Below are 17,581 nucleotides of genomic sequence, written 5' to 3'. Positions count from 1 at the left end.
TCCCCCTCGCGCACTCCCAGGAGCGTCCATGGCTGATCAGGCGGAGAACTCCGAGCAGGAGACCTTGCCCAAGATCGACACCTCTGTGCCGCAGTCGGCGCGGATCTGGAACTACTGGCTGGGAGGGAAGGACAACTACGAGGTCGACCGCGTCGCCGGTGACGCGTTCCGCGAGATCTTCCCCGGCATCGAGACCGGCGCCCGGGCCGCCCGGTACTTCCTCGCCCGCGCCGTGCGTCATCTGGCCGGCGAGGAGGGCGTACGGCAGTTCCTGGACATCGGCACCGGACTGCCCAACGTCGACAACACCCACCAGATCGCCCAGCGGGTGGCCCCGGAGTCCCGGATCGTCTACGTCGACAACGACCCGCTGGTCCTGGCCCACGCCCGCGCGCTGCTCACCAGCACTCCGGAGGGTGTCACCAACTACGTCGACGCCGACCTGCGCGACCCGGACACCATCCTGCGGGAGGCGGCGAAGACCCTGGACTTCGACAAGCCCGTCGCCCTGATGCTGATGGGCATCCTCGGTCACATCGAGGACCACGACGAGGCGTGCTCGATCGTGCGGCAACTGGTGGCCGGTCTGCCCTCCGGCAGCTTCCTGGTGCAGTACGACAGCACCGCCACCAGCCAGGCGTACCTGGATGCGATCCAGCAGTACAACGAGGGCGGTTCGATCCCCTACATCCTGCGCACCCCCGAGCAGATCGCGCGCTACTTCGACGGTCTGGAACTGCTCGAACCGGGTGTGGCGTCGTGCTCGCGCTGGCGCCCGGACACCGAGGCACTGGGCCTTCCGGCGGAGGTGCACCAGTACGGCGGTGTCGCCCGCAAGAACTGAGACCGCGTCGGGTCAGGTCTCCTGGAGGATGCGGTGCAGGATCGTCGGCGTCTCGTCGGGTGACTCGGCCTCGACCGCCAGGCGGTTCATGGCGTCCCAGTAGCACTCGATGTCGGCCGGCCGGTCGGGGTAGAGGCCGGTGGCGAGTTGTTCGAGGTAGACCACGTCGGGCAACTCGCTGCCGGGCAGCCGCACGATCGTGATCGGGCCGCCCTCCGCGGAGTGGCCGCCGCCGAGGAACGGCATGATCTGGAGGGAGACCTGCGGGAGCCGGCAGATCTCGATGAGATGCCTGAGCTGGGCGCGCATCGTGGCCGCGCCACCCACCGGTCGGCGCAGCGCCGCCTCGTCGAGCACCGCCCAGAGCCGCGTCGGTGGCTGCCGGCGCAGGATGCGCTGCCGGGACAGCCGTAAGGCCACACGGCGCTCGATCTCCTCCTCGGAGGCGTCCGAGTGGGCGAGCCGGAGGGCGGCGCGCGCGTAGTCGGGGGTCTGCAACAGGCTCGGGACGCGCTGCACCTCGAAGCAGCGGATGAGGCTCGCCGCCTGTTCGGCCGCGAGGTAGGTCTGCATCCAGGCGGGCACCACGTCGTTGAAGTACTGCCACCAGGCAGGGGTGTTGGCCTCGTCGGCCAGCGTCAGCAGAGTGGCGCGCTCGGCCTCGTCGGTGACGCCGTAGAGGGTGAGCAGGTCCTCGACGTCCCGCGGCTTGAACCCGTGGCGGCCCGCCTCCATACGGCTGATCTTGGACCGGGAGCCGCGGATGGCGTGACCAGCGGCCTCTCGGGAGATCCCCTGCTGCTCCCGCAGCTCGCGCAACCTCGCGCCCAGCACCAGCCGCGGCACCATGGGGCCGGCCGACCGCCCTCCCAGGACCCCGCTGTCCACCGGTGTTCCTGCGGTCTCTTTGGCACCCATGGGCGTTTCTCCCTGCGGTGGAACGCGACTGTGCAGATGTACAGGCTTGCCATCGTAGGGGGTTGGGAACCTCGCTCGGACAGGTACGCGGAAGCGGGCCTACGCGCTGTCGGCCTGCGCGGTGCTCGGGGCCCGTGTTCCCGGGGTGCCGAAGCGGATGCCCTTGGCCTCCTTGCCCACGGCGCTCAGCAGGATCACCACGGCCAGGGCGGGCACCACGGTCCAGGTCATGGCCGCCGGATAGCCGTGCCGTTCGGCGAGGGCTTCCTGGATCGGCAGGTTGAGGGCGGCAATCAGGTTGCCGAGCTGGTAGGTGACCCCGGGATAGAAGCCGCGGATCGAGTCCGGGCTCATTTCCGTCAGGTGCGCGGGGATCACGCCCCAGGCTCCCTGGACGCACAGCTGCATCAGGAAGGAGGAGAGCATCAACCAGCCCACCTGGGTGGACAGTACGAAGAAGGGCACCACGACCAGGCCGCCGGCGGCCGCGATCATGATCGTGCGACGGCGTCCCAGCCGCTCGGAGAAGGCGCCGAGCAGCGCGCCTCCGATCATGGCGCCGATGTTGTAGACCACGGCGATGGCGATGGAGGTGTCCGGGGACAGGCCCAGGCCCTTCTTGACGAAGGTCGGGTAGATGTCCTGGGTGCCGTGCGACATCCAGTTGAAGGCGGTCATCAGCGCGACGAGGTACACGAACCGCTTCAGCACCGCCGGGTTCCTGAACACCTGGGACGCGGGGGTGCGGTTGAGCTTGACGCTCTTCTCCCACACCTCGCTCTCCTCCACCCGGGTGCGCACCCACAGGGCGACCAGGGCGGGCAGCAGGCTGAAGGCGAACAACCCACGCCAGCCGAAGACGGGTTCGATGACGAAGAACGCCACGGCGGCGAGCAGATACCCCAGCGAGTAGCCGCTCTGCAGCAGGCCGGACCAGAAACCGCGGCGCTCGGCGGGGATCTTCTCCATGGCGAGCGCCGCGCCCAGACCCCACTCGCCGCCCATTCCGATGCCGTACAGCAGTCGAAGTACCAGCAGGACGGCGTAGTTGGGGGCGAAGGCGCAGGCGAACCCGACGATCGAGTAGAAGACCACGTCGACCATGAGCGGGAGCCGACGGCCCCGGCGGTCCGCCCACATACCGAAGACGAAGGCCCCGACCGGCCGCATCACCAGGGTGGCGGTGGTGAGGAAGGCCATGTCGGTGAGGGAGACATGGAAGTCGTCGGCTATCTCGCTGTAGACGAGGACCACCAGGAAGTAGTCGAACGCGTCCATCGCCCAGCCGAGATAGGCGGCGAGGAACGCGTTGCGCTGATCCTTGGTGAGGCCCTTCGCCTGTTCCCTGACGGTTTGCAGCATGTCGGCCCTTCCCACGGTTTCGCAGGTCAGGCTAGGTCCGGGCAGCACGGCACACAATGCAAACACCGGCAAAGCAAAGGCTACGGTTGCCTCAAGTCGGTGCGCATTTACGTCTATTCAGGGACGCCGGGACGCCCTGCTCAGGCCGAAGACCGCCTGTCCTCACCCGTCCCTGCCGGGCACACTGAGGCATCGGCGGGCAGCACCCCGACCCACAGTCCTCGGGAGACTTCGGTGATCAGAACACGCCTTACCACCGTCAGACGTCCGCGGCTCGTCGCCTCGGTGCTCAGCCTGCTCGTCGTGACCGCTCTCGCGGTGTCCGACGCCGGCGCCGCCGCGGCACCCACGAACACCGCCGCACCGTCCAGCGCCTCGGTGGCCCGCGCCGCCTCGGCCGTCGACTCCCTGGGGATCGCCGGGACGAGCTGGGCCGTGGACGAGAGCACCGGGAAGCTGCGGGTGCACGCGGACGCCACGGTCGCGGACGCCGACCTGGCCGAGCTCCGGCGCGCCACCGGGCGTTACGCCGGTGCCGCGACCCTCGACCGGCTCGACGGCCGACTGCGCACCCTCCTGTCGGGCGGCGACGGCATCTTCACGTCCGGCTGGCGCTGCTCCGCGGGGGTCAACGTGCAGAGCGGCGCCACCTACTACTTCGTCACCGCCGGCCACTGCACCGACGGCGCCTCCACCTGGTACACCGGCTCCGCCATGACCACGCCGGTCGGCACCACCACCGCCACCAGCTTCCCCGGCGACGACTTCGGGGTCGTCCGGTACACCAACCCGGCCGTGCCGCACCCCGGCACCATCGGAACCGTCGACGTCACCGGGACCGCGACCGCCTACGTCGGCCAGAGCGTCTGCCGCCGGGGAGCGACCACCGGGGTCCGCTGCGGCCGGGTCACCGCGCTGAACGCGACCGTCAACTACGGCGGCGGAGACGTCATTTACGGCCTGATCCAGACCAACATCTGCGCCGAGCCCGGCGACAGCGGCGGCCCGCTGTACGCCGGCGACAAGGTCATCGGAATCCTCTCCGGCGGGTCCGGGGACTGCACCGTGGGAGGCACCACCTACTATCAGCCGATCCAGGAAGCGCTCAACGTCTACGGGCTGTCCGTCTACTGACGGTCCGTCTACTGACGACGCCTCCCGGCGCGGTCGGTCAGGACAGGATCTCGACGTACCCGTCGGTTCCGTGCACGCGGATCCGCTGTCCGTCCCTGATCAGCCGGGTGGCCCGCTCCACGCCCACGACGGCCGGCAAGCCGTACTCGCGGGCGATCACCGCGCCATGGGTCATCAGACCGCCCACCTCCGTCACCAGTCCCGCGACCGCGACGAACAGCGGCGACCAGCTGGGGTCCGTGAAGGACGTGACCAGGATGTCGCCCGCCTCCAGATCGGCCTCCGCCATGTCGAGAACGACACGGGCCCGTCCCTCGACGGTCCCGACGGACACCGGCAGACCGATCAGGGCCCCGTCCGGCACGTCGTCGCGCCGGTAGGACCCGCTGAGCGCGTCACCGTCCGAGGTGAGCACCCGGGGCGGGGTGAGTGTCTCGTACGACCGGAACGCGTCCTTGCGCTCCCGGATGAGCCGGTCGTCCACCTGGTGCGAGCGTACGACGTCGTGGAGTTCCTGGAAGGTGAGGTAGAAGATGTCCTCCGGCTCGGCGAGCACGCCTGCCCGCACGAGGCGCTCGGCTTCCCCCAACAGGGCCTGCTTGTAGACGAAGTAGCGGCTGACGATGCCGTACTTCGGGTACTCCCGGTAGCCGATGAAGGTCCGGACCCGGTCGATCGTCCGCTTGGTCTCGTCGGCCTTCCGCTCCCCGTCGGGCAGTGCCCGCAGGCGCGACAGCACGTCCTGTTCCTTCTCCCACGCCTTCTGGCGCCCCTGCTCGAAGCGTCGGCGGGCGGCACCCGGCCCGAAGTTCCTGACGTTGTCGAGGATCACGGGCACGAGCGTGGTGGGGCGCTCGCGCCAGCGTGGCCTCGTGATGTCGATCTCGCCGACACAGCGCATGCCGTACCGGTCGAGGTAGGTCTCGATGGCGTCGCGCGCCTCGGTCCCGCCCGCGAACTTCGCCAACTCGTCCAGGAAACCCTCGTCCTCGACGCCCTGCAGGAACGCCACCACCTCCGGGTGCGGGCGGACCGCGTCCGCGACGTCGAGCAGTTCCAGTCCCATCTCCGAGGTGATGTTGTCGGGGGCGGACAGGGTGAGCGTGTCAGCGGCGTTCTTCTCGCCGAGCCACTCCTCCAGCTTGTCGTTGAGCCACCACGTGGCCTCCATCCCGGCCATGATCACCTGGAGGTTCAGCGGATCGCCGAGGACCCGTTTGTGCTCGTCGAAGGCCTCCAGCAGGAAGTCGAACAGCGCCGGTCCGCTCTTCGTCCGGATGTCGCGCTCCAGGGCGGCGACGGACGCCCTGCTGCGCTCGATCAACCCGGTGACGATGGCCGGATCGGTCTCGATCGGGGTTGGGGGACCGCCGGCCGGCCGCCCGCCGGCGGGAGGTCCGCCGGGCACGGTGTCCGGGAGCGACGGGACGAAGTCGTCGCGGTCGAGGACGGTTTCCAGAGCGTCCCTGACCAGTGGGTCGCCCCGCCCCATGAGGTCCAGGAGGCCGGCGCGGCTCGCGGGCGCGGCCAGCCGCCGGGTGACGTCGACGAACAGCCTCCCGCCCGCCTCGTGCATCGGCACCATGGCCGTCAGCTGCCACATCGAGTACCCGAGGGGCTTCATGGGGTCGGTCATCATCTGCTGGTGGCCGACGGAGACATAGACGTGGTTCTCCTGGTCGCCGCTCACGGGGACCGGGAACAGCGTCGTGATCGGCCGGCTCTGGACGATCCGGAAGCCGTCGTCGACCAGGCACCACTCGATGTCCTGCGGGCGGCCGAAGTGCGACTCGATCCGCCGCCCGAGCCGCACGAGCTCCACGACCTGCGCATCCGTCAGCGCCGGCTCCCGCTGCCGCCCCGCGTCGATCGCCACTTCCCGGGTCCCGCCGTCCGGCAGGGCGTCCACGGCACGCTGCTTGGCGGCGATCGTCCTGGCGACGACCTCACCGTCCCGCACCGTGAAGACGTCCGGGTTCACCAGGCCGGATACCAGGGCCTCACCGAGGCCGAAGCCGGCGTCCACGGTGGCGGTCTTCCGGTTGCCCGTCACAGGGTCGGCCGTGAACAGGATGCCGGACGCGTCCGGGAAGACCATCCGCTGCACGACCACGGCCATGTGGACCGTACGGTGGTCGATGCCGTTGCGCCGACGGTAGGTCACGGCCCGCTCCGTGAACAGCGAGGCCCAGCACCGGCTGACGTGCCGGAGGATCTCCGTCGGACCCACGACATTCAGGTACGTGTCCTGCTGGCCGGCGAAGGAGGCCGTCGGCAGGTCCTCCGCGGTCGCGCTGGAACGGACGGCGTAGGCGGCCTCCTCCCCGAACCGGCCCAGCGCGTCGGTGATGGCGCCCGCGAGGTCGCCCGGGACAGCGGTCTCCTCGATGGCCCGGCGGATCTCCGCGCTGAGGTTGCGGATGCCGTCCCGGTCGTCCGGGTCCAGGCGCGACAGCCGGTCGAGCCGATCGTCGATCGACGGCACCTCCGTGATGATCCGCCGGAAGGCGTCCGTCGTCACGCAGAAGCCGTCCGGTACGCGGATGCCGTCGATCCGCGACAGCCCGCCCAAGTGCGCGCCCTTGCCACCGACGACCGCGACCGCCCTCTCGCCGATCTCGTCGATCTCCTGAAGATCCCACACGTACTGCCCGGTCACGTAGTGCCCTCATTTCCGCAGGTTGTGGCCTCGGCCGAAGATTCTGCGCCGTAACCCGGGTCTTGCCGCAAGCCCCCCTGTGCGCTATACGTTGAGAAGGGAAGGGAGAGAGTTCTCCCTTCCCTTTGTCGTAGAACGGCCCAAACCGGCCTAGGCCTGTGCGCCCACCGTGCCCTGCACAAACCGCCGAAGGTGCGCACGCACGGTGTCGGGCTGCTCCAGCCAGGGCTCGTGCCCGGCGTCCTCGATCCGCGTCAGAGGAAGACCGAGCCGGAGCGCGAGTGATGCGAGGGCCGACACAGGGCGCGGATCGTCGGCCCCGCCCAGCAGCTCCGTTCGCGCGGGCAGGCACGCGTGCAGTTCGGCAAGATGCTTCTCGAGCGGGTCCACGCGTCCTTCGCTGCCGAGCTCACCGTTCATGGCCCAGTTGATCGGCCGGCGCCGCCGGGCACCCTGCGCGGCCCAATGCCATCCGCGTTCGGGACCGGCGTGGTCGGTGAACCAGGCCAGCGTGAGCAACTCGACTTCCTGCTCCTCCGTGCGGCGTGGCAGATTCTCCAGTTCGCGGAGCCGCTCCTGCTGCGCCGCGGACATGCGTCGGTCACGCTCCGCTCGGTACCCGGTTCGCCAGTCACCCACGAACGGCCCGCACATCAGCAGCATCGCGGCAACCCGGTCAGGGTGCGTCAGGCAGAACCGGCTCGCCAGGTCGGTGCCGTACGAGTGCCCGATCAGCACGGCCTCGGGCACGCCCCATGCGTCGAGCAGCTCGACGAGATCGTCGACATGGCGGGCGAGGGAATGGCGGCCCTCCCACGGGGAGCGCCCGGTGCCACGCTGGTCGTAGCGGTACACGGGTGCGAGGTCCGCGACCATGAGGGCGACATCACCCAGGTAGTCCGGCAGTCCCGGACCGCCGTGGAGCATGACCACGGGCAATCGCCGAGTCGTGTCCCCCGACGCCGTCCAGCACAACCGCGCCTCGTCACTCATCGACGTGAGGCCCCCGTGTATCCATCAAGGTCCTTCCTGGTGCCGGGACTTGACCTTGACCCATGGGTCAGGGCTTAGCGTCCGGCCATGAACGCGACTCATCGTCTTGTACGCCTGACCCGCCGCCCTGAGGGGCTGCCGACCCCGGACGACTTCGCCCTGGCGCATGCGCCCCTCCCTCGTCCCGAAGCCGGCCAGGTACTCGTCCGCAACACCCACTTCCTCGTCTTCCCGGGTCTGCGCACCCTCATCGGAGGCGAAACACGCGATGTCCCGCTGCCCGCGCTGCACCCCGGCGACACCCTGTTCGGCCCTGCCGTCGGCGAGGTGGTCGAAGGGCCGCTGGAGAAGGGGCAGTTGGTGCTGCACCTGCAGGGCTGGCGGGAGTACGCGACGCCCGCCGCGGCCGAGTGCCGGCCGCTGGACGGCACCCTGCCCGACGCGGTGGCCCATCTCGCCCAGGGCTCCGTGGCCTACGGCGCGCTGACCCGGCTGGCCCACGTCCACGAGGGCGACACCGTGTTCGTGACCGGCGCCGCCGGTGCGGTGGGCACCATGGCGGGCCAGATCGCCCGTTTGCTGGGTGCCGCCCGGGTGGTCGGCAGCACCGGTTCACCGGACAAGGCGGAGCGACTGGAGCGGGAACTCGGCTACGACGCCACCGTGTTGCGCGGAGCGGCCCCCATCGACGGGCAACTCGCCCAGGTGGCGCCGGACGGCATCGACGTCGTCCTGGACACCGTGGGCGGCGCACAACTGACGGCCGCGGTCAACGCGGCGAACCGGGGCGCCCGGGTCGCCCTGGTCGGGGCGTTGGACGGCCAGCTGTCCCCGGACCGGGCCGGCGGCAGCGCCCCGGCTGTGCTCGACACCTACCGAATGCTGACCCGGGGCATCACGATCGCCGGCTACAGCGGCACGGACCACCCGGATGTCGAGACGGAGTGGGAGGCCCGCTTCGGGGAGTGGCTGCGGGCGGGCGCCATCCGGTTCCCGTACACCCCGGTCCCGGGAATGGAACACGCCCCGGGGGCGTTGCCCCAGCTGATCGCCGGTCGCTCCTTCGGGGCGTCCATCGTGGAGTTGTAGGACACCTGGAGTCGCACGACAGGGCGGAGCAGGCATGCGGATCGGCGAGGCGGCGGCCGCGGCCGGAACCACACCGCGCGCATTGCGCCTGTACGAGGCCCGCGGCCTGCTTCCGCCCCCAGCACGCACCGTGTCCGGTCAACGTGAGTACGGCTCCGCCGAGGTGGCCCGGGTCCGTGTCATTCGCGGCCTGCTGGCTCTGGGTCTCACTCTGGAGGACCTCCGCCGCCGCGCCCACCGTCTGGACCACCTCGTCCAGGACCAGCCCTCGGCCTCCTGTGCCGAGCGCCCCGGCGAGTTCAGCGAGGTCGTGGCCGATCGCCTGGCAGTCCTGGACACGGAAATCGCCCGCCTCACCCGCCTGAGACAGAGCCTCGCCGCGGCGGCGGGCGGGGCGCAGTGTGCCCCGGGCTCGCCGATCCGCCACAACGGCAGCGAGCCCGCGCCGGGACCTGGGCGGGCGGGGATCTGATCGTTGGCGGAAGAGAGGTCAGTACTTCCGCGGCAACCGTCATGCCGAGCAGCACACCTGTGACGGGACCGAGCAGTCCGATCAGCCCCACAGTGCCCGCGGCGGGCGCGGTGGCGACCGGGAGCAGGAACAGCCCTCCTGCGGTCAGTTGCCACCGAAGGCCGACACCGCAATGGCGCCGACCAGGCCGACGGCACCACCACGAGCCGCCCCGGACAGCGGGCTTTCGGCGGGGCGGAACTCGTGCGTGACGAAGTACTGCGGCCTCAGGGATGAGCGAACCCGAGGCGCTCGGCCACCGCATGTGTGAAGTGGGCCGTCGCGCCGATCGGGGTCGCGTACGGTCTGCACCCGCGGCCCCGGCCACCCGGCCTCACACCGAGAACTCGCGTACCACCGTGTTGCGGAACACCGCACTGCCGCCGATGGTGAACAGCGCGAGCCGGGTGTCCAGCAGGTAGGGGAACACCTGGCTGGTGTGCACGTAGCGGCCGTCGTCGACGAACATCTCCACCGACGTGCGGTCCACCAGGATGCGCAGTTTCACCGTGCGGGCGGACGGGTCGAACGGGGTGTGGCTCTCCTGCCACTTGCCGGACGTGTCGGCGTTCACCGTGTTGCGTCGGTTGAGGAAGGCGTAGTCGCCGTAGATCCCGGCGTCGATGTGCCGACCGCCGTCCGGGGAGCGCCTCAACTGGAGTCCGGCGCCGGTGAGTTGGGACCAGGTGATCTCGGTGGTCACCTCGTAGGAGACGCCGGTGTAGTCGAGCACCTTCGTGCCGTCCACGGTCACGTCGCCCAGGTTCACGGTGCGGGAGACATGCGAGTCGAGGGCGGCGACGGGTTGGGAGGCGAGGTAGTAGCTGCCGTCGGAGGCCTTCGCCAGGGTGACCTCGCGGACGATGGAGTCGGTGCCGTTGAAGCCGTCGCAGTCGATGGTGGGGGTGGTGTTGGCGTAGTCCCAGGTGTTCACCCAGCCGATCGCGTACCGGGCACCCGCGTCCACCGCACCGCTCGCGTCCCGCTTCTCGAAGGTGACGGCGGCGTACCAGTCCCAGCCGTGGTCGAGCCACTGCGGGTCACTCGTGTCAGCGGTGAACGCGGTGCCGTCGAAGGAACCCGTCCAGTAGGCGTACGTGTTGGGCAGCCCCGAGCCCTTCCCGTTGGCGCTCGCGCCGAGCACCCACTTGACGGTGCCGTCGCCTGCGGTGATGCGGAACAGGTCGGGGCACTCCAGGACGCCGATGCCGCCGTGGACGAAACCGTTCACGTAGGTCCAGGACTTGAGGTCGTCGGAGTGGTAGAAGCCGATCTTGTCGTTCTCGGCGAGGGTCATCACCCAGCGGCCCCGGTCCTCGTCGCGGATCACCTTGGGGTCGCGGAAGTCGGCGACACCCGGGTTGGCGAGGACGGGGTCGGTCCCGTAGTTCCTGAACGTGAGTCCGCCGTCGGTCGAGTAGTACAGGAACTGCTCCTGGTGGTCGGTGCCGCCGCCGGGGGACATGGTGACGATGACGACGACCGCGCCCGCGCCGAAGCCGGCCGTGTTGCCGGTGTCGACCACCGCCGAGCCCGACCAGAGGTCGCCGTTGGGCGTGGTGTCCTTGGGCACGGCAACGCCGCGGTCGGTGAAGGAGACCAGGTCCTTGGTGGTGGCCAGGCGCCACGCGGTGCCGACGACGCCGGTGAAGTAGTCGGCGTTGTAGAGGTAGTAGTAGCGGTACTCGCCGTCGACCCAGACGGGCCGCTGCGGGTCGTTCTTCCACTGGTCGGGGACCGTGAAGTGGTACGCGGCGCGGTAACTCGCGCCACTCACCGCCGGCTTGGCTTTGGCCTTCGGTACGGCCGCGGCCGTACCGGTGGGCAGCAGGGCAGCGGCTCCACCCGCGGCCGACCCTGCGAACAACGTTCTCCGGGAGATCCCCGAGGTTCCGGGCATGACGCATCGCCCCTCTCATGACACCTCACGCACATGGCGTGAAACAGCGGCTCGTGTGAACGAGGACTGTAGACCTAACTCGTTAAAGGTCAAGCGCTCCCGACTCTTGACAGGCGCCTGGCCCGATTCTCATCATCTGGGGCATCAACCCTGAACTAACACGAGTTAGGGCCACTCGATGACCGACTCGAACCTCCCCCGCCGCACGCTGCTGCGGTACGGCGCGTACGGGGCGGGCGCAGCCGCCCTGGCCGGTACCGCCGCGAGCTGGGACCGGCTCACCGGGGCCGACATCCCCGGCCGCGACGACGGCTCCCTCGTCGTCGCGACCCTCGGCTCCGCCTTCGACCCGGCCACCGTCGACGCCCTGACCAAGGGCTTCCACCGCATTCACCCCGACATCCCGCTGCGGGTGAACGCGGTGCAGGCCGTCGACTGGTCGGACTTCTTCGCCAAGATCCTCACCCAGATCGCCGCGGGCACCGCACCCGACCTGGTCTATGTGGCAACCGAGGGCGTGCAGTTGTTCGCCCAGAAGCTCGGAGTGCCCCTGGACCGCTGGGTGCGCAGGGACGCGGCGGAGCTGCGTGAGTACTTCGCCGACGTCCACCCCTCGCTCGTCGAGTCGATGATGTACGAGGGGAGCCTCTACCAACTCCCCATGGAGTTCAACGCAGCCGACATATACCTCAACAAGCAGGTGCTGAAGCGGACGGGTGCGGACTTCCCGCCCGCCGACTGGAGCCGCGACGACTTCACCACGCTGCTGCGCGAGATGAAGCGGGCCGGTGGCACGCACTTCACGCCGTACTTCTGGACCAACCGGCTGTGGGGCGGCGTGGTGCCCTGGCTCTTCGCGAACGGCACGAACCTGCTGAAGGAGTCCAAGGCGCCCGGTGGTTCGTGGCTGTGGGACAGCTTCTACCCGGCCGCCGACCGACGGGGCCGCGGCGGCGGCTTCCGCTGGACGACCCCGCAGGCCACCACCGCCCGGGTCGAGGAGTCGTACGACTATCTGGCCTCCCTCGTCCAGGAGGACCTGTGCTCGCGCCCCGAGGGCGGCAACGGCACCAACCTGGTCGGTGTGTTCTCCACCGGCCGCGTCGGCGTCACGCCGGCGGGCGGCTTCTGGGCGGGCGGCCTGCATCTGGCCGGCATGCGGGCGGACGACTACGACGTGCAGTACTTCCCACGCTGGCGTACCCAGCGCCACCAGTTCGGCGCGGCGGGCTACGCGTTGCTGCGCACCTCCAAGAAGCAGGAGGCCGCCTGGGAGTTCATCAAGTACACCGCCCGCAAGGACACGATGACCCAGCTGTTCCGGAGCAACCAGACGACCCCCGCCCGCCGTTCGATGCTCACCCCCGCCCGCTACGGCGAGAGCGGCCCGGCGCACTGGCAGGTCTTCTACGACACTCTCGACCGGTTTCCCGACACCGGCCCGATCCCGGCGCCGCCGCAGGTCGCCGAGGTGACCGACGTGCTGCTCAAGTACACCGGCACCGCGCTGGCCTCACCCCGTGCGGTGGGTCCCGCGCTGCGCCGGATGCAGGGCGACCTGGAAGCGGCCATGGAGCGTGAGGTATGACGAACACCCAGGTACAGGAAGTGAGTTCACGGCCGGTCCCGCCACCCGTGGTCACCGCACGGCCCTCCGGGCGCGACCGTGGCACCCGCGTGCTGGCCGCGCTGTTCCTGGCGCCCACGGTCGTCGGGATCGTCGTCTTCACGGTCGTGCCGATCATCGGGTCCCTCGTGCTGAGCCTGTTCCACTGGAACGTGATCGACCAGCCCCGCTTCGCCGGCGGCGCCAACTACCGCACCACCTTCACTGATTCGACCGTCCTGGTCTCCTTCCGCAACACGCTCGTCTTCATGGTCCTCGCGGTCGCGCTGCAACTCCTGATCGCGCTGACGCTGGCGCTCGTGCTGAACGGGCGGATGCCGGTGTGGCTGCGGTCGGTGTTCCGCTCGGCGTTCTTCTTCCCGCTGGTGCTGTCCGCCGCGTCCATCTCGGTGGTGATGAAGTACCTGTTCAACCAGGACTTCGGGGTGGTGAACTGGCTGATCGGCCTGGTCGGCATCGCGCCCGTGCCCTGGCTGACCTCGGAGCACGCGGCGATGGCCACGGTGATCCTCGTCTACGTCTGGCAGCAGTTCGGGTTCTCGTTCCTGCTGTTCGTCGGCGGTCTGAACAACATCCCCAAGGAGATCCACGAGGCCGCCGCCCTCGACGGCGCGACCGGCCTGCGCAAGCACCTGGGCATCACCCTGCCGCTGCTGTCACCGACCCTGCTCGTCGCGTCGGTGGTCGGCATCATCAACGCCCTCCAGGTCTTCGAGCAGCCGTACGTCCTCACCGACGGCGGACCCGGCGACGCCACCCGCACGGTGGTGATGGTGATCTACGAACGGGCCTTCGAGCAGCTCGACTTCGGGGAGGCGTCCGCGGTGGGCGTGCTGCTCTTCGTGCTGATCATGGCGGTCACCGCCCTCCAGTTCCGGCTCAGCCGGCGTTTCGTCCACTACCAGTGAGCCGGTGATCCGTATGAGTGCCACAGGCGCAATGAGCGCTATGAGCAAGGCAACCCCGACCCTGAGCCGCGCGCGCCACTCCCTCGCCCCCTGGGCCCGGATCGCCGCACTGACCGTCTGCGCCCTGGTGACGCTCGGCCCGGTCGTCTGGACCGTCGCCACCTCCCTGCGCACCCCGGCCCAGTCCTTCGACCTGCCCCCGCAGATCATTCCGGCCCACCCGACGACCGCGGCCTACCGGGGGGTCTTCCAGCAGATCGACGTGTGGCTGCTCGCCCTGAACTCCACCCTCGTGACGGCGCTGATCGCCCTCGGCCAGATGATCACGGCGGGCCTGGCCGGATACGCCTTCGCCCGCATGGAGTTCCGTTTCAAGAAGCCGCTGTTCGGCCTGGTCCTGGCGACCATGATGGTGCCGTTGCAGGTCACCATCGTGCCGGTGTTCCTGGTGCTGAAGTCGATGGGCCTCACCGACACGCTCCTGGGTCTGATCATCCCCGCCTTCCCGACCGCCTTCGGCACCTTCCTGATGCGCCAGTACTTCCTCGGCATGCCTAAGGACCTCGGCGAGGCGGCCATGCTGGACGGCGCGGGACCCTGGCGGATCTTCCGCTCGGTGTACGCCCCGCTGGCCACGCCCGGCCTCGCGATCGTCGGCGTACTCGCCTTCAACTACCACTGGAACGAGTTCTTCCGCCCGCTGATCCTGGAGACCTCCAGCCAGAACTACACGCTTCCGCTGGGCCTGGTCTCCCTGCAGGGCAACCTCGGCACCGGGTCGATCTCGGTGGTCCTGGCCGGGGTCGTGCTCTCGATGCTCCCCGCCGTCGCCGTGTTCGTCGTCGGCCAACGCCCTCTGCGCGAGGGCATCACCTCGGCAGGAGTCAACCGGTGAGCCACGACCCCCACATACCCCGGTTCCGGATCCGTCCACCCGCGGGCTGGATCAACGACCCCAACGGCCCGTTCCGTTGGCGCGGCCGCCAGCACCTCTTCTACCAGCACAACCCGGACGCCCCGGTCCACACCGACATCCACTGGGGCCACGCCTCCAGCCGCGACCTCGTCCACTGGGAGCACCACCCGATCGCCCTCACACCGACACCCGGCGGCCCGGACGAGGCCGGCTGCTGGTCGGGCTGTGTGATCGACGACGCCGGCACACCGACCGCCGTGTACACGGGAGTCGACCGTGAGCACGCCGGGCTCGGCACCATCTGCCTGGCGCGGGCGGCGGACCCGGACGACGAGCGGCTGACCGAGTGGAAACCGCTGCCGACGCCGGTGGTGGCAGGGCCGCCGCCGGGACTGGACGTGGTGATGTTCCGCGACCCGTTCGTCTTCCGCCACGCGGACCGGCGCTGGGCCCTCGTCGGGGCCGGGCACGCCGACGGCACACCGTCGGTCCTGCTCTACGACTGCGACGACCTGACCGACTGGCGGTTCGCCGGAGTGTTGCTGGACGGCAGGGATCCGGTGGCTGCGGGGGTGTTCGGCGACAAGGGGGCGGTGGGCTGGGAGTGCCCGCACCTGTACGGGACAGCAGGCGGCGACCACGTGCTTCTGGTGTCCCTGTGGGACGGAGACCCCTGCTCGACCGGGTACCTGACCGGCCGTCTGCAAGCAGACGGCCAGGGGTCGTTGAGGTTCGTGACGCGCGCCGGCGGCCGACTGGATCACGGCCGGGACTTCTACGCTCCCGCCGTTCTCCAGGAGCCGGACCGCGCGCTGTTGTGGGGCTGGTCGTGGGAGGCCCGTCCGAACGAGGAGGTGCACCAGGCCGGATGGGCGGGCGTACTCACCGCTCCCCGGGTCGTCGACGTGCACCCCGACGGTTCGCTGCGCGTGCGTCCCGCGCCGGAACTCGACCTTCTGCGCCCGGCCGAGCCGTTCGTCACCGCGCCGGGCCGGGTTCCGCTTCCGGAGACCTACGACCTGACGGTCACCGCAGGCGAACCGACCACGGTGAGTCTTCTCCGGGACCCGTCGGGCCGGGAGCTGACCATCCGCGTGGACCCCGCCAGGGGAACCGTCCTCCTCGATCGCAGCGCCTGGCCCCGGACCGGCAGGGAAGGCTCGGCCCCGATCACCGTGCAGGTGCCGAAGGCGCCGGAACTCACGCTCCGGCTGCTCGTCGACGGCTCGCTCCTCGAACTCTTCGTCGCGGAACGGGCGATGGCCACCGAGCGCGTCTACCGGCGCCCCGGCGACATCGCCGAGCTGGTCGTCGACGGGCCGGGTGCCCAGGTCACCGGGTGGGCGCCGGACCCACGGAGGCGCGGCTGACCACGGGGCAGGCCAGGCGCCGGACGGTCGCGGGCGGCGTACTGCCGGTTTCGATGGCGTCCAGGAGCAGGCGGGCCGCCGCCTCGCCCATCGCCCGGTGCGGCAGCGCGATCGAAGTGAGCGGCGGGGTGAGGAACCCGGCCATGTGTTCCTGATCGTCGTAGCCGACCACCGACAGTTCGGCGGGCACGTCGATCCCGAGCCGGGCCGCGGCATGCAGGACGCCTGCCGCGACCCGGTCGTTGTAGCACAGCACGCCGGTGGGGCGGCTTTCCGCCTCGACCCCGTCGAGCAGGCGCAGCGCCCCTGCGTATCCCGCGGAGATCTCCCCTCCCCCGCGCACGATCCACTCCTCGGGCACGGTGACGCCCTCGGCACGCAACGCCTCCCGGAAGCCGCGGGTACGTTCGGACGAGGCGATGTCCGCCAGGCCGCCGATCACGGCGAGCCGACGGTGGCCCGCGCCGAGCAGCAGCCGGGCCGCGGTACGGCCGCCCGCGCGTTCGGCGGGGACGACGGCGGGCAGGGAGCCGTCATCGGGCAGACAATTGGCGAGGACCGAGTGGGTACGGTGCATGCCTTCAGGAACATGCACCCGGCGCAGCGACATGGCCGCGTAGATGATGCCGTCCACCCGCCGGTCGAGCAGTTCCGCGACCGCGGCGTCCTCCTTGGCCGGGTCGCCGCCGGAGTCGATGGTGACGACCAGATGATCGCTGTCCCAGGCGGCCTCCATGGCGCCGCGCAGCAGCCGACCGGCGAACGGTGAGGACGCGATCTCGTCGGTGACCAGCCCGATCACGGCCGTACGGCGACGGCGCAGACCGCGGGCGACGGGGTCGGGGCGATAGCCCAGCTGGACGGCGGCCTGCCTGATGCGTTCCTGAGTGGCGGGTGAGAGGTTGCCCTCGGCGCGGCCGTTGAACACGAAGGACACCGCGGTGTGCGACACACCGGCGAGCCGGGCGACGTCCCGTGACGTCGGACGCCCGGTCCCTGTGCTCCTGCCGTCCTCGGCACCGCCCATGCCGCCCGCCGCCCTCACCCAGCCCGTCCCTGCCGATCACCATCCACCCTATCCGCGCGAGAACCTCGACACAGCGTGGAGGGTGGGAGATCAGGACCCAGCAAGAAAAGCGGCCGACCAGCGGCGAGAGGAGGCCGGCGATGGCCATGCGTCTCACTTTCATGTCAGAGAAGGTGGACGGCAGCCACCGAGAACACGGCGCTCACGGCTCCGTGTGGTCTCCTCGGCCCTCCGCGTCTCGGCACCCACTCCGCGCACCAGCGCCAGACACCCCAGGCGGCGAGCCGGTAGCCACTGGTGACCCGACCCACCATGCTCGGTGG

Annotated in this window: 14 protein-coding genes; 8 read left to right on the top strand and 6 right to left on the bottom strand. The window is 70.1% G+C overall.

Annotated features, from left to right (window positions below):
- The first annotated feature begins 28 nt into the window (after positions 1 to 28).
- Positions 29 to 844: an SAM-dependent methyltransferase gene (locus tag AB0D34_RS00515; protein ID WP_362654257.1), complete on the top strand. Its 816-nt coding sequence runs from the start codon at positions 29 to 31 to the stop codon at positions 842 to 844.
- Positions 845 to 856: 12 nt separating this feature from the next.
- Here the strand turns inward: AB0D34_RS00515 and AB0D34_RS00510 are convergent, their stop codons facing one another.
- Together AB0D34_RS00510 and AB0D34_RS00505 are read right to left on the bottom strand one after the other, a co-directional pair.
- Positions 857 to 1,762: a helix-turn-helix transcriptional regulator gene (locus AB0D34_RS00510; RefSeq protein ID WP_362654254.1), complete on the bottom strand. Its 906-nt coding sequence runs from the start codon at positions 1,760 to 1,762 to the stop codon at positions 857 to 859.
- Positions 1,763 to 1,861: 99 nt separating this feature from the next.
- Entirely contained in the window at positions 1,862 to 3,124 is a 1,263-nt protein-coding gene (locus tag AB0D34_RS00505) for an MFS transporter (protein WP_362654251.1), read from the bottom strand.
- Positions 3,125 to 3,358: 234 nt separating this feature from the next.
- On the opposite strand from AB0D34_RS00505, the gene AB0D34_RS00500 reads away from it, so the two are divergent.
- Positions 3,359 to 4,258, top strand: a complete 900-nt coding sequence (locus tag AB0D34_RS00500) for a S1 family peptidase (protein ID WP_362654248.1) — start codon at positions 3,359 to 3,361, stop codon at positions 4,256 to 4,258.
- A gap of 37 nt (positions 4,259 to 4,295) precedes the next feature.
- Here the strand turns inward: AB0D34_RS00500 and rph are convergent, their stop codons facing one another.
- Together rph and AB0D34_RS00490 are read right to left on the bottom strand one after the other, a co-directional pair.
- On the bottom strand, positions 4,296 to 6,917 hold the full coding sequence (gene rph, locus AB0D34_RS00495; RefSeq protein ID WP_362654245.1) for a rifamycin-inactivating phosphotransferase: 2,622 nt from the start codon (positions 6,915 to 6,917) through the stop codon (positions 4,296 to 4,298).
- Between the two features lie 150 nt (positions 6,918 to 7,067).
- Positions 7,068 to 7,793 (bottom strand): alpha/beta hydrolase, encoded by a 726-nt coding sequence (locus AB0D34_RS00490; protein ID WP_362654243.1) that lies wholly within the window; start codon positions 7,791 to 7,793, stop codon positions 7,068 to 7,070.
- Positions 7,794 to 7,997: 204 nt separating this feature from the next.
- Between AB0D34_RS00490 and AB0D34_RS00485 the strand changes: the two genes are divergently transcribed.
- Together AB0D34_RS00485 and AB0D34_RS00480 are read left to right on the top strand one after the other, a co-directional pair.
- Positions 7,998 to 8,999: an NADP-dependent oxidoreductase gene (locus tag AB0D34_RS00485; protein ID WP_362654240.1), complete on the top strand. Its 1,002-nt coding sequence runs from the start codon at positions 7,998 to 8,000 to the stop codon at positions 8,997 to 8,999.
- Between the two features lie 34 nt (positions 9,000 to 9,033).
- Positions 9,034 to 9,471: a MerR family transcriptional regulator gene (locus AB0D34_RS00480; RefSeq protein WP_362654237.1), complete on the top strand. Its 438-nt coding sequence runs from the start codon at positions 9,034 to 9,036 to the stop codon at positions 9,469 to 9,471.
- Between the two features lie 373 nt (positions 9,472 to 9,844).
- On the opposite strand, the gene AB0D34_RS00475 is transcribed toward AB0D34_RS00480, so the two are convergent.
- On the bottom strand, positions 9,845 to 11,410 hold the full coding sequence (locus AB0D34_RS00475; protein ID WP_362654234.1) for a GH32 C-terminal domain-containing protein: 1,566 nt from the start codon (positions 11,408 to 11,410) through the stop codon (positions 9,845 to 9,847).
- Between the two features lie 178 nt (positions 11,411 to 11,588).
- Here AB0D34_RS00475 and AB0D34_RS00470 point away from each other — a divergent pair, with 178 nt between their 5' ends.
- Genes AB0D34_RS00470 through AB0D34_RS00455 form a run of 4 tightly spaced genes read left to right on the top strand, consistent with a single transcriptional unit; the run spans position 11,589 to position 16,231 of the window.
- Positions 11,589 to 12,998, top strand: coding sequence for an extracellular solute-binding protein (locus AB0D34_RS00470; RefSeq protein WP_362654231.1), 1,410 nt, complete (start codon positions 11,589 to 11,591; stop codon positions 12,996 to 12,998).
- Positions 12,995 to 13,945 carry a sugar ABC transporter permease gene (locus AB0D34_RS00465; RefSeq protein WP_362654228.1) on the top strand — a complete coding sequence of 317 codons (951 nt, stop codon included), beginning with the start codon at positions 12,995 to 12,997 and terminating at the stop codon, positions 13,943 to 13,945. The genes AB0D34_RS00470 and AB0D34_RS00465 overlap by 4 nt, the downstream gene beginning before the upstream one ends.
- A 40-nt stretch (positions 13,946 to 13,985) precedes the next feature.
- Positions 13,986 to 14,840: a carbohydrate ABC transporter permease gene (locus AB0D34_RS00460; protein WP_362654225.1), complete on the top strand. Its 855-nt coding sequence runs from the start codon at positions 13,986 to 13,988 to the stop codon at positions 14,838 to 14,840.
- The gene (locus AB0D34_RS00455; RefSeq protein ID WP_362654223.1) at positions 14,837 to 16,231 is read left to right on the top strand and encodes a glycoside hydrolase family 32 protein; all 1,395 of its coding nucleotides are present in this window, start codon (positions 14,837 to 14,839) and stop codon (positions 16,229 to 16,231) included. The genes AB0D34_RS00460 and AB0D34_RS00455 overlap by 4 nt, the downstream gene beginning before the upstream one ends.
- Here AB0D34_RS00455 and AB0D34_RS00450 read toward each other — a convergent pair.
- Positions 16,194 to 17,258, bottom strand: a complete 1,065-nt coding sequence (locus AB0D34_RS00450) for a LacI family DNA-binding transcriptional regulator (RefSeq protein ID WP_362655348.1) — start codon at positions 17,256 to 17,258, stop codon at positions 16,194 to 16,196. The two genes, AB0D34_RS00455 and AB0D34_RS00450, sit on opposite strands and share 38 nt — an antisense overlap.
- Positions 17,259 to 17,581: the final 323 nt, after the last annotated feature.

This window comes from Streptomyces sp. NPDC048420 (assembly GCF_040651535.1).
Lineage (GTDB): Bacteria > Actinomycetota > Actinomycetes > Streptomycetales > Streptomycetaceae > Streptomyces.
Note: the sequence above shows the minus strand (reverse complement) of the source record. Positions and strands in the feature narration are given on the sequence as shown.

Coding starts and splice junctions, on each gene's coding strand:
- AB0D34_RS00515 (WP_362654257.1), top strand. CDS start 29: ATGGCTGATCAGGCGGAGAACTCCGAGCAGGAGACCTTGCCCAAGATC.
- AB0D34_RS00510 (WP_362654254.1), bottom strand. CDS start 1,762: ATGGGTGCCAAAGAGACCGCAGGAACACCGGTGGACAGCGGGGTCCTG.
- AB0D34_RS00505 (WP_362654251.1), bottom strand. CDS start 3,124: ATGCTGCAAACCGTCAGGGAACAGGCGAAGGGCCTCACCAAGGATCAG.
- AB0D34_RS00490 (WP_362654243.1), bottom strand. CDS start 7,793: ATGGTCGCGGACCTCGCACCCGTGTACCGCTACGACCAGCGTGGCACC.
- AB0D34_RS00485 (WP_362654240.1), top strand. CDS start 7,998: ATGAACGCGACTCATCGTCTTGTACGCCTGACCCGCCGCCCTGAGGGG.
- AB0D34_RS00480 (WP_362654237.1), top strand. CDS start 9,034: ATGCGGATCGGCGAGGCGGCGGCCGCGGCCGGAACCACACCGCGCGCA.
- AB0D34_RS00475 (WP_362654234.1), bottom strand. CDS start 11,410: ATGCCCGGAACCTCGGGGATCTCCCGGAGAACGTTGTTCGCAGGGTCG.
- AB0D34_RS00470 (WP_362654231.1), top strand. CDS start 11,589: ATGACCGACTCGAACCTCCCCCGCCGCACGCTGCTGCGGTACGGCGCG.
- AB0D34_RS00465 (WP_362654228.1), top strand. CDS start 12,995: ATGACGAACACCCAGGTACAGGAAGTGAGTTCACGGCCGGTCCCGCCA.
- AB0D34_RS00460 (WP_362654225.1), top strand. CDS start 13,986: ATGAGCAAGGCAACCCCGACCCTGAGCCGCGCGCGCCACTCCCTCGCC.
- AB0D34_RS00450 (WP_362655348.1), bottom strand. CDS start 17,258: ATGGGCGGTGCCGAGGACGGCAGGAGCACAGGGACCGGGCGTCCGACG.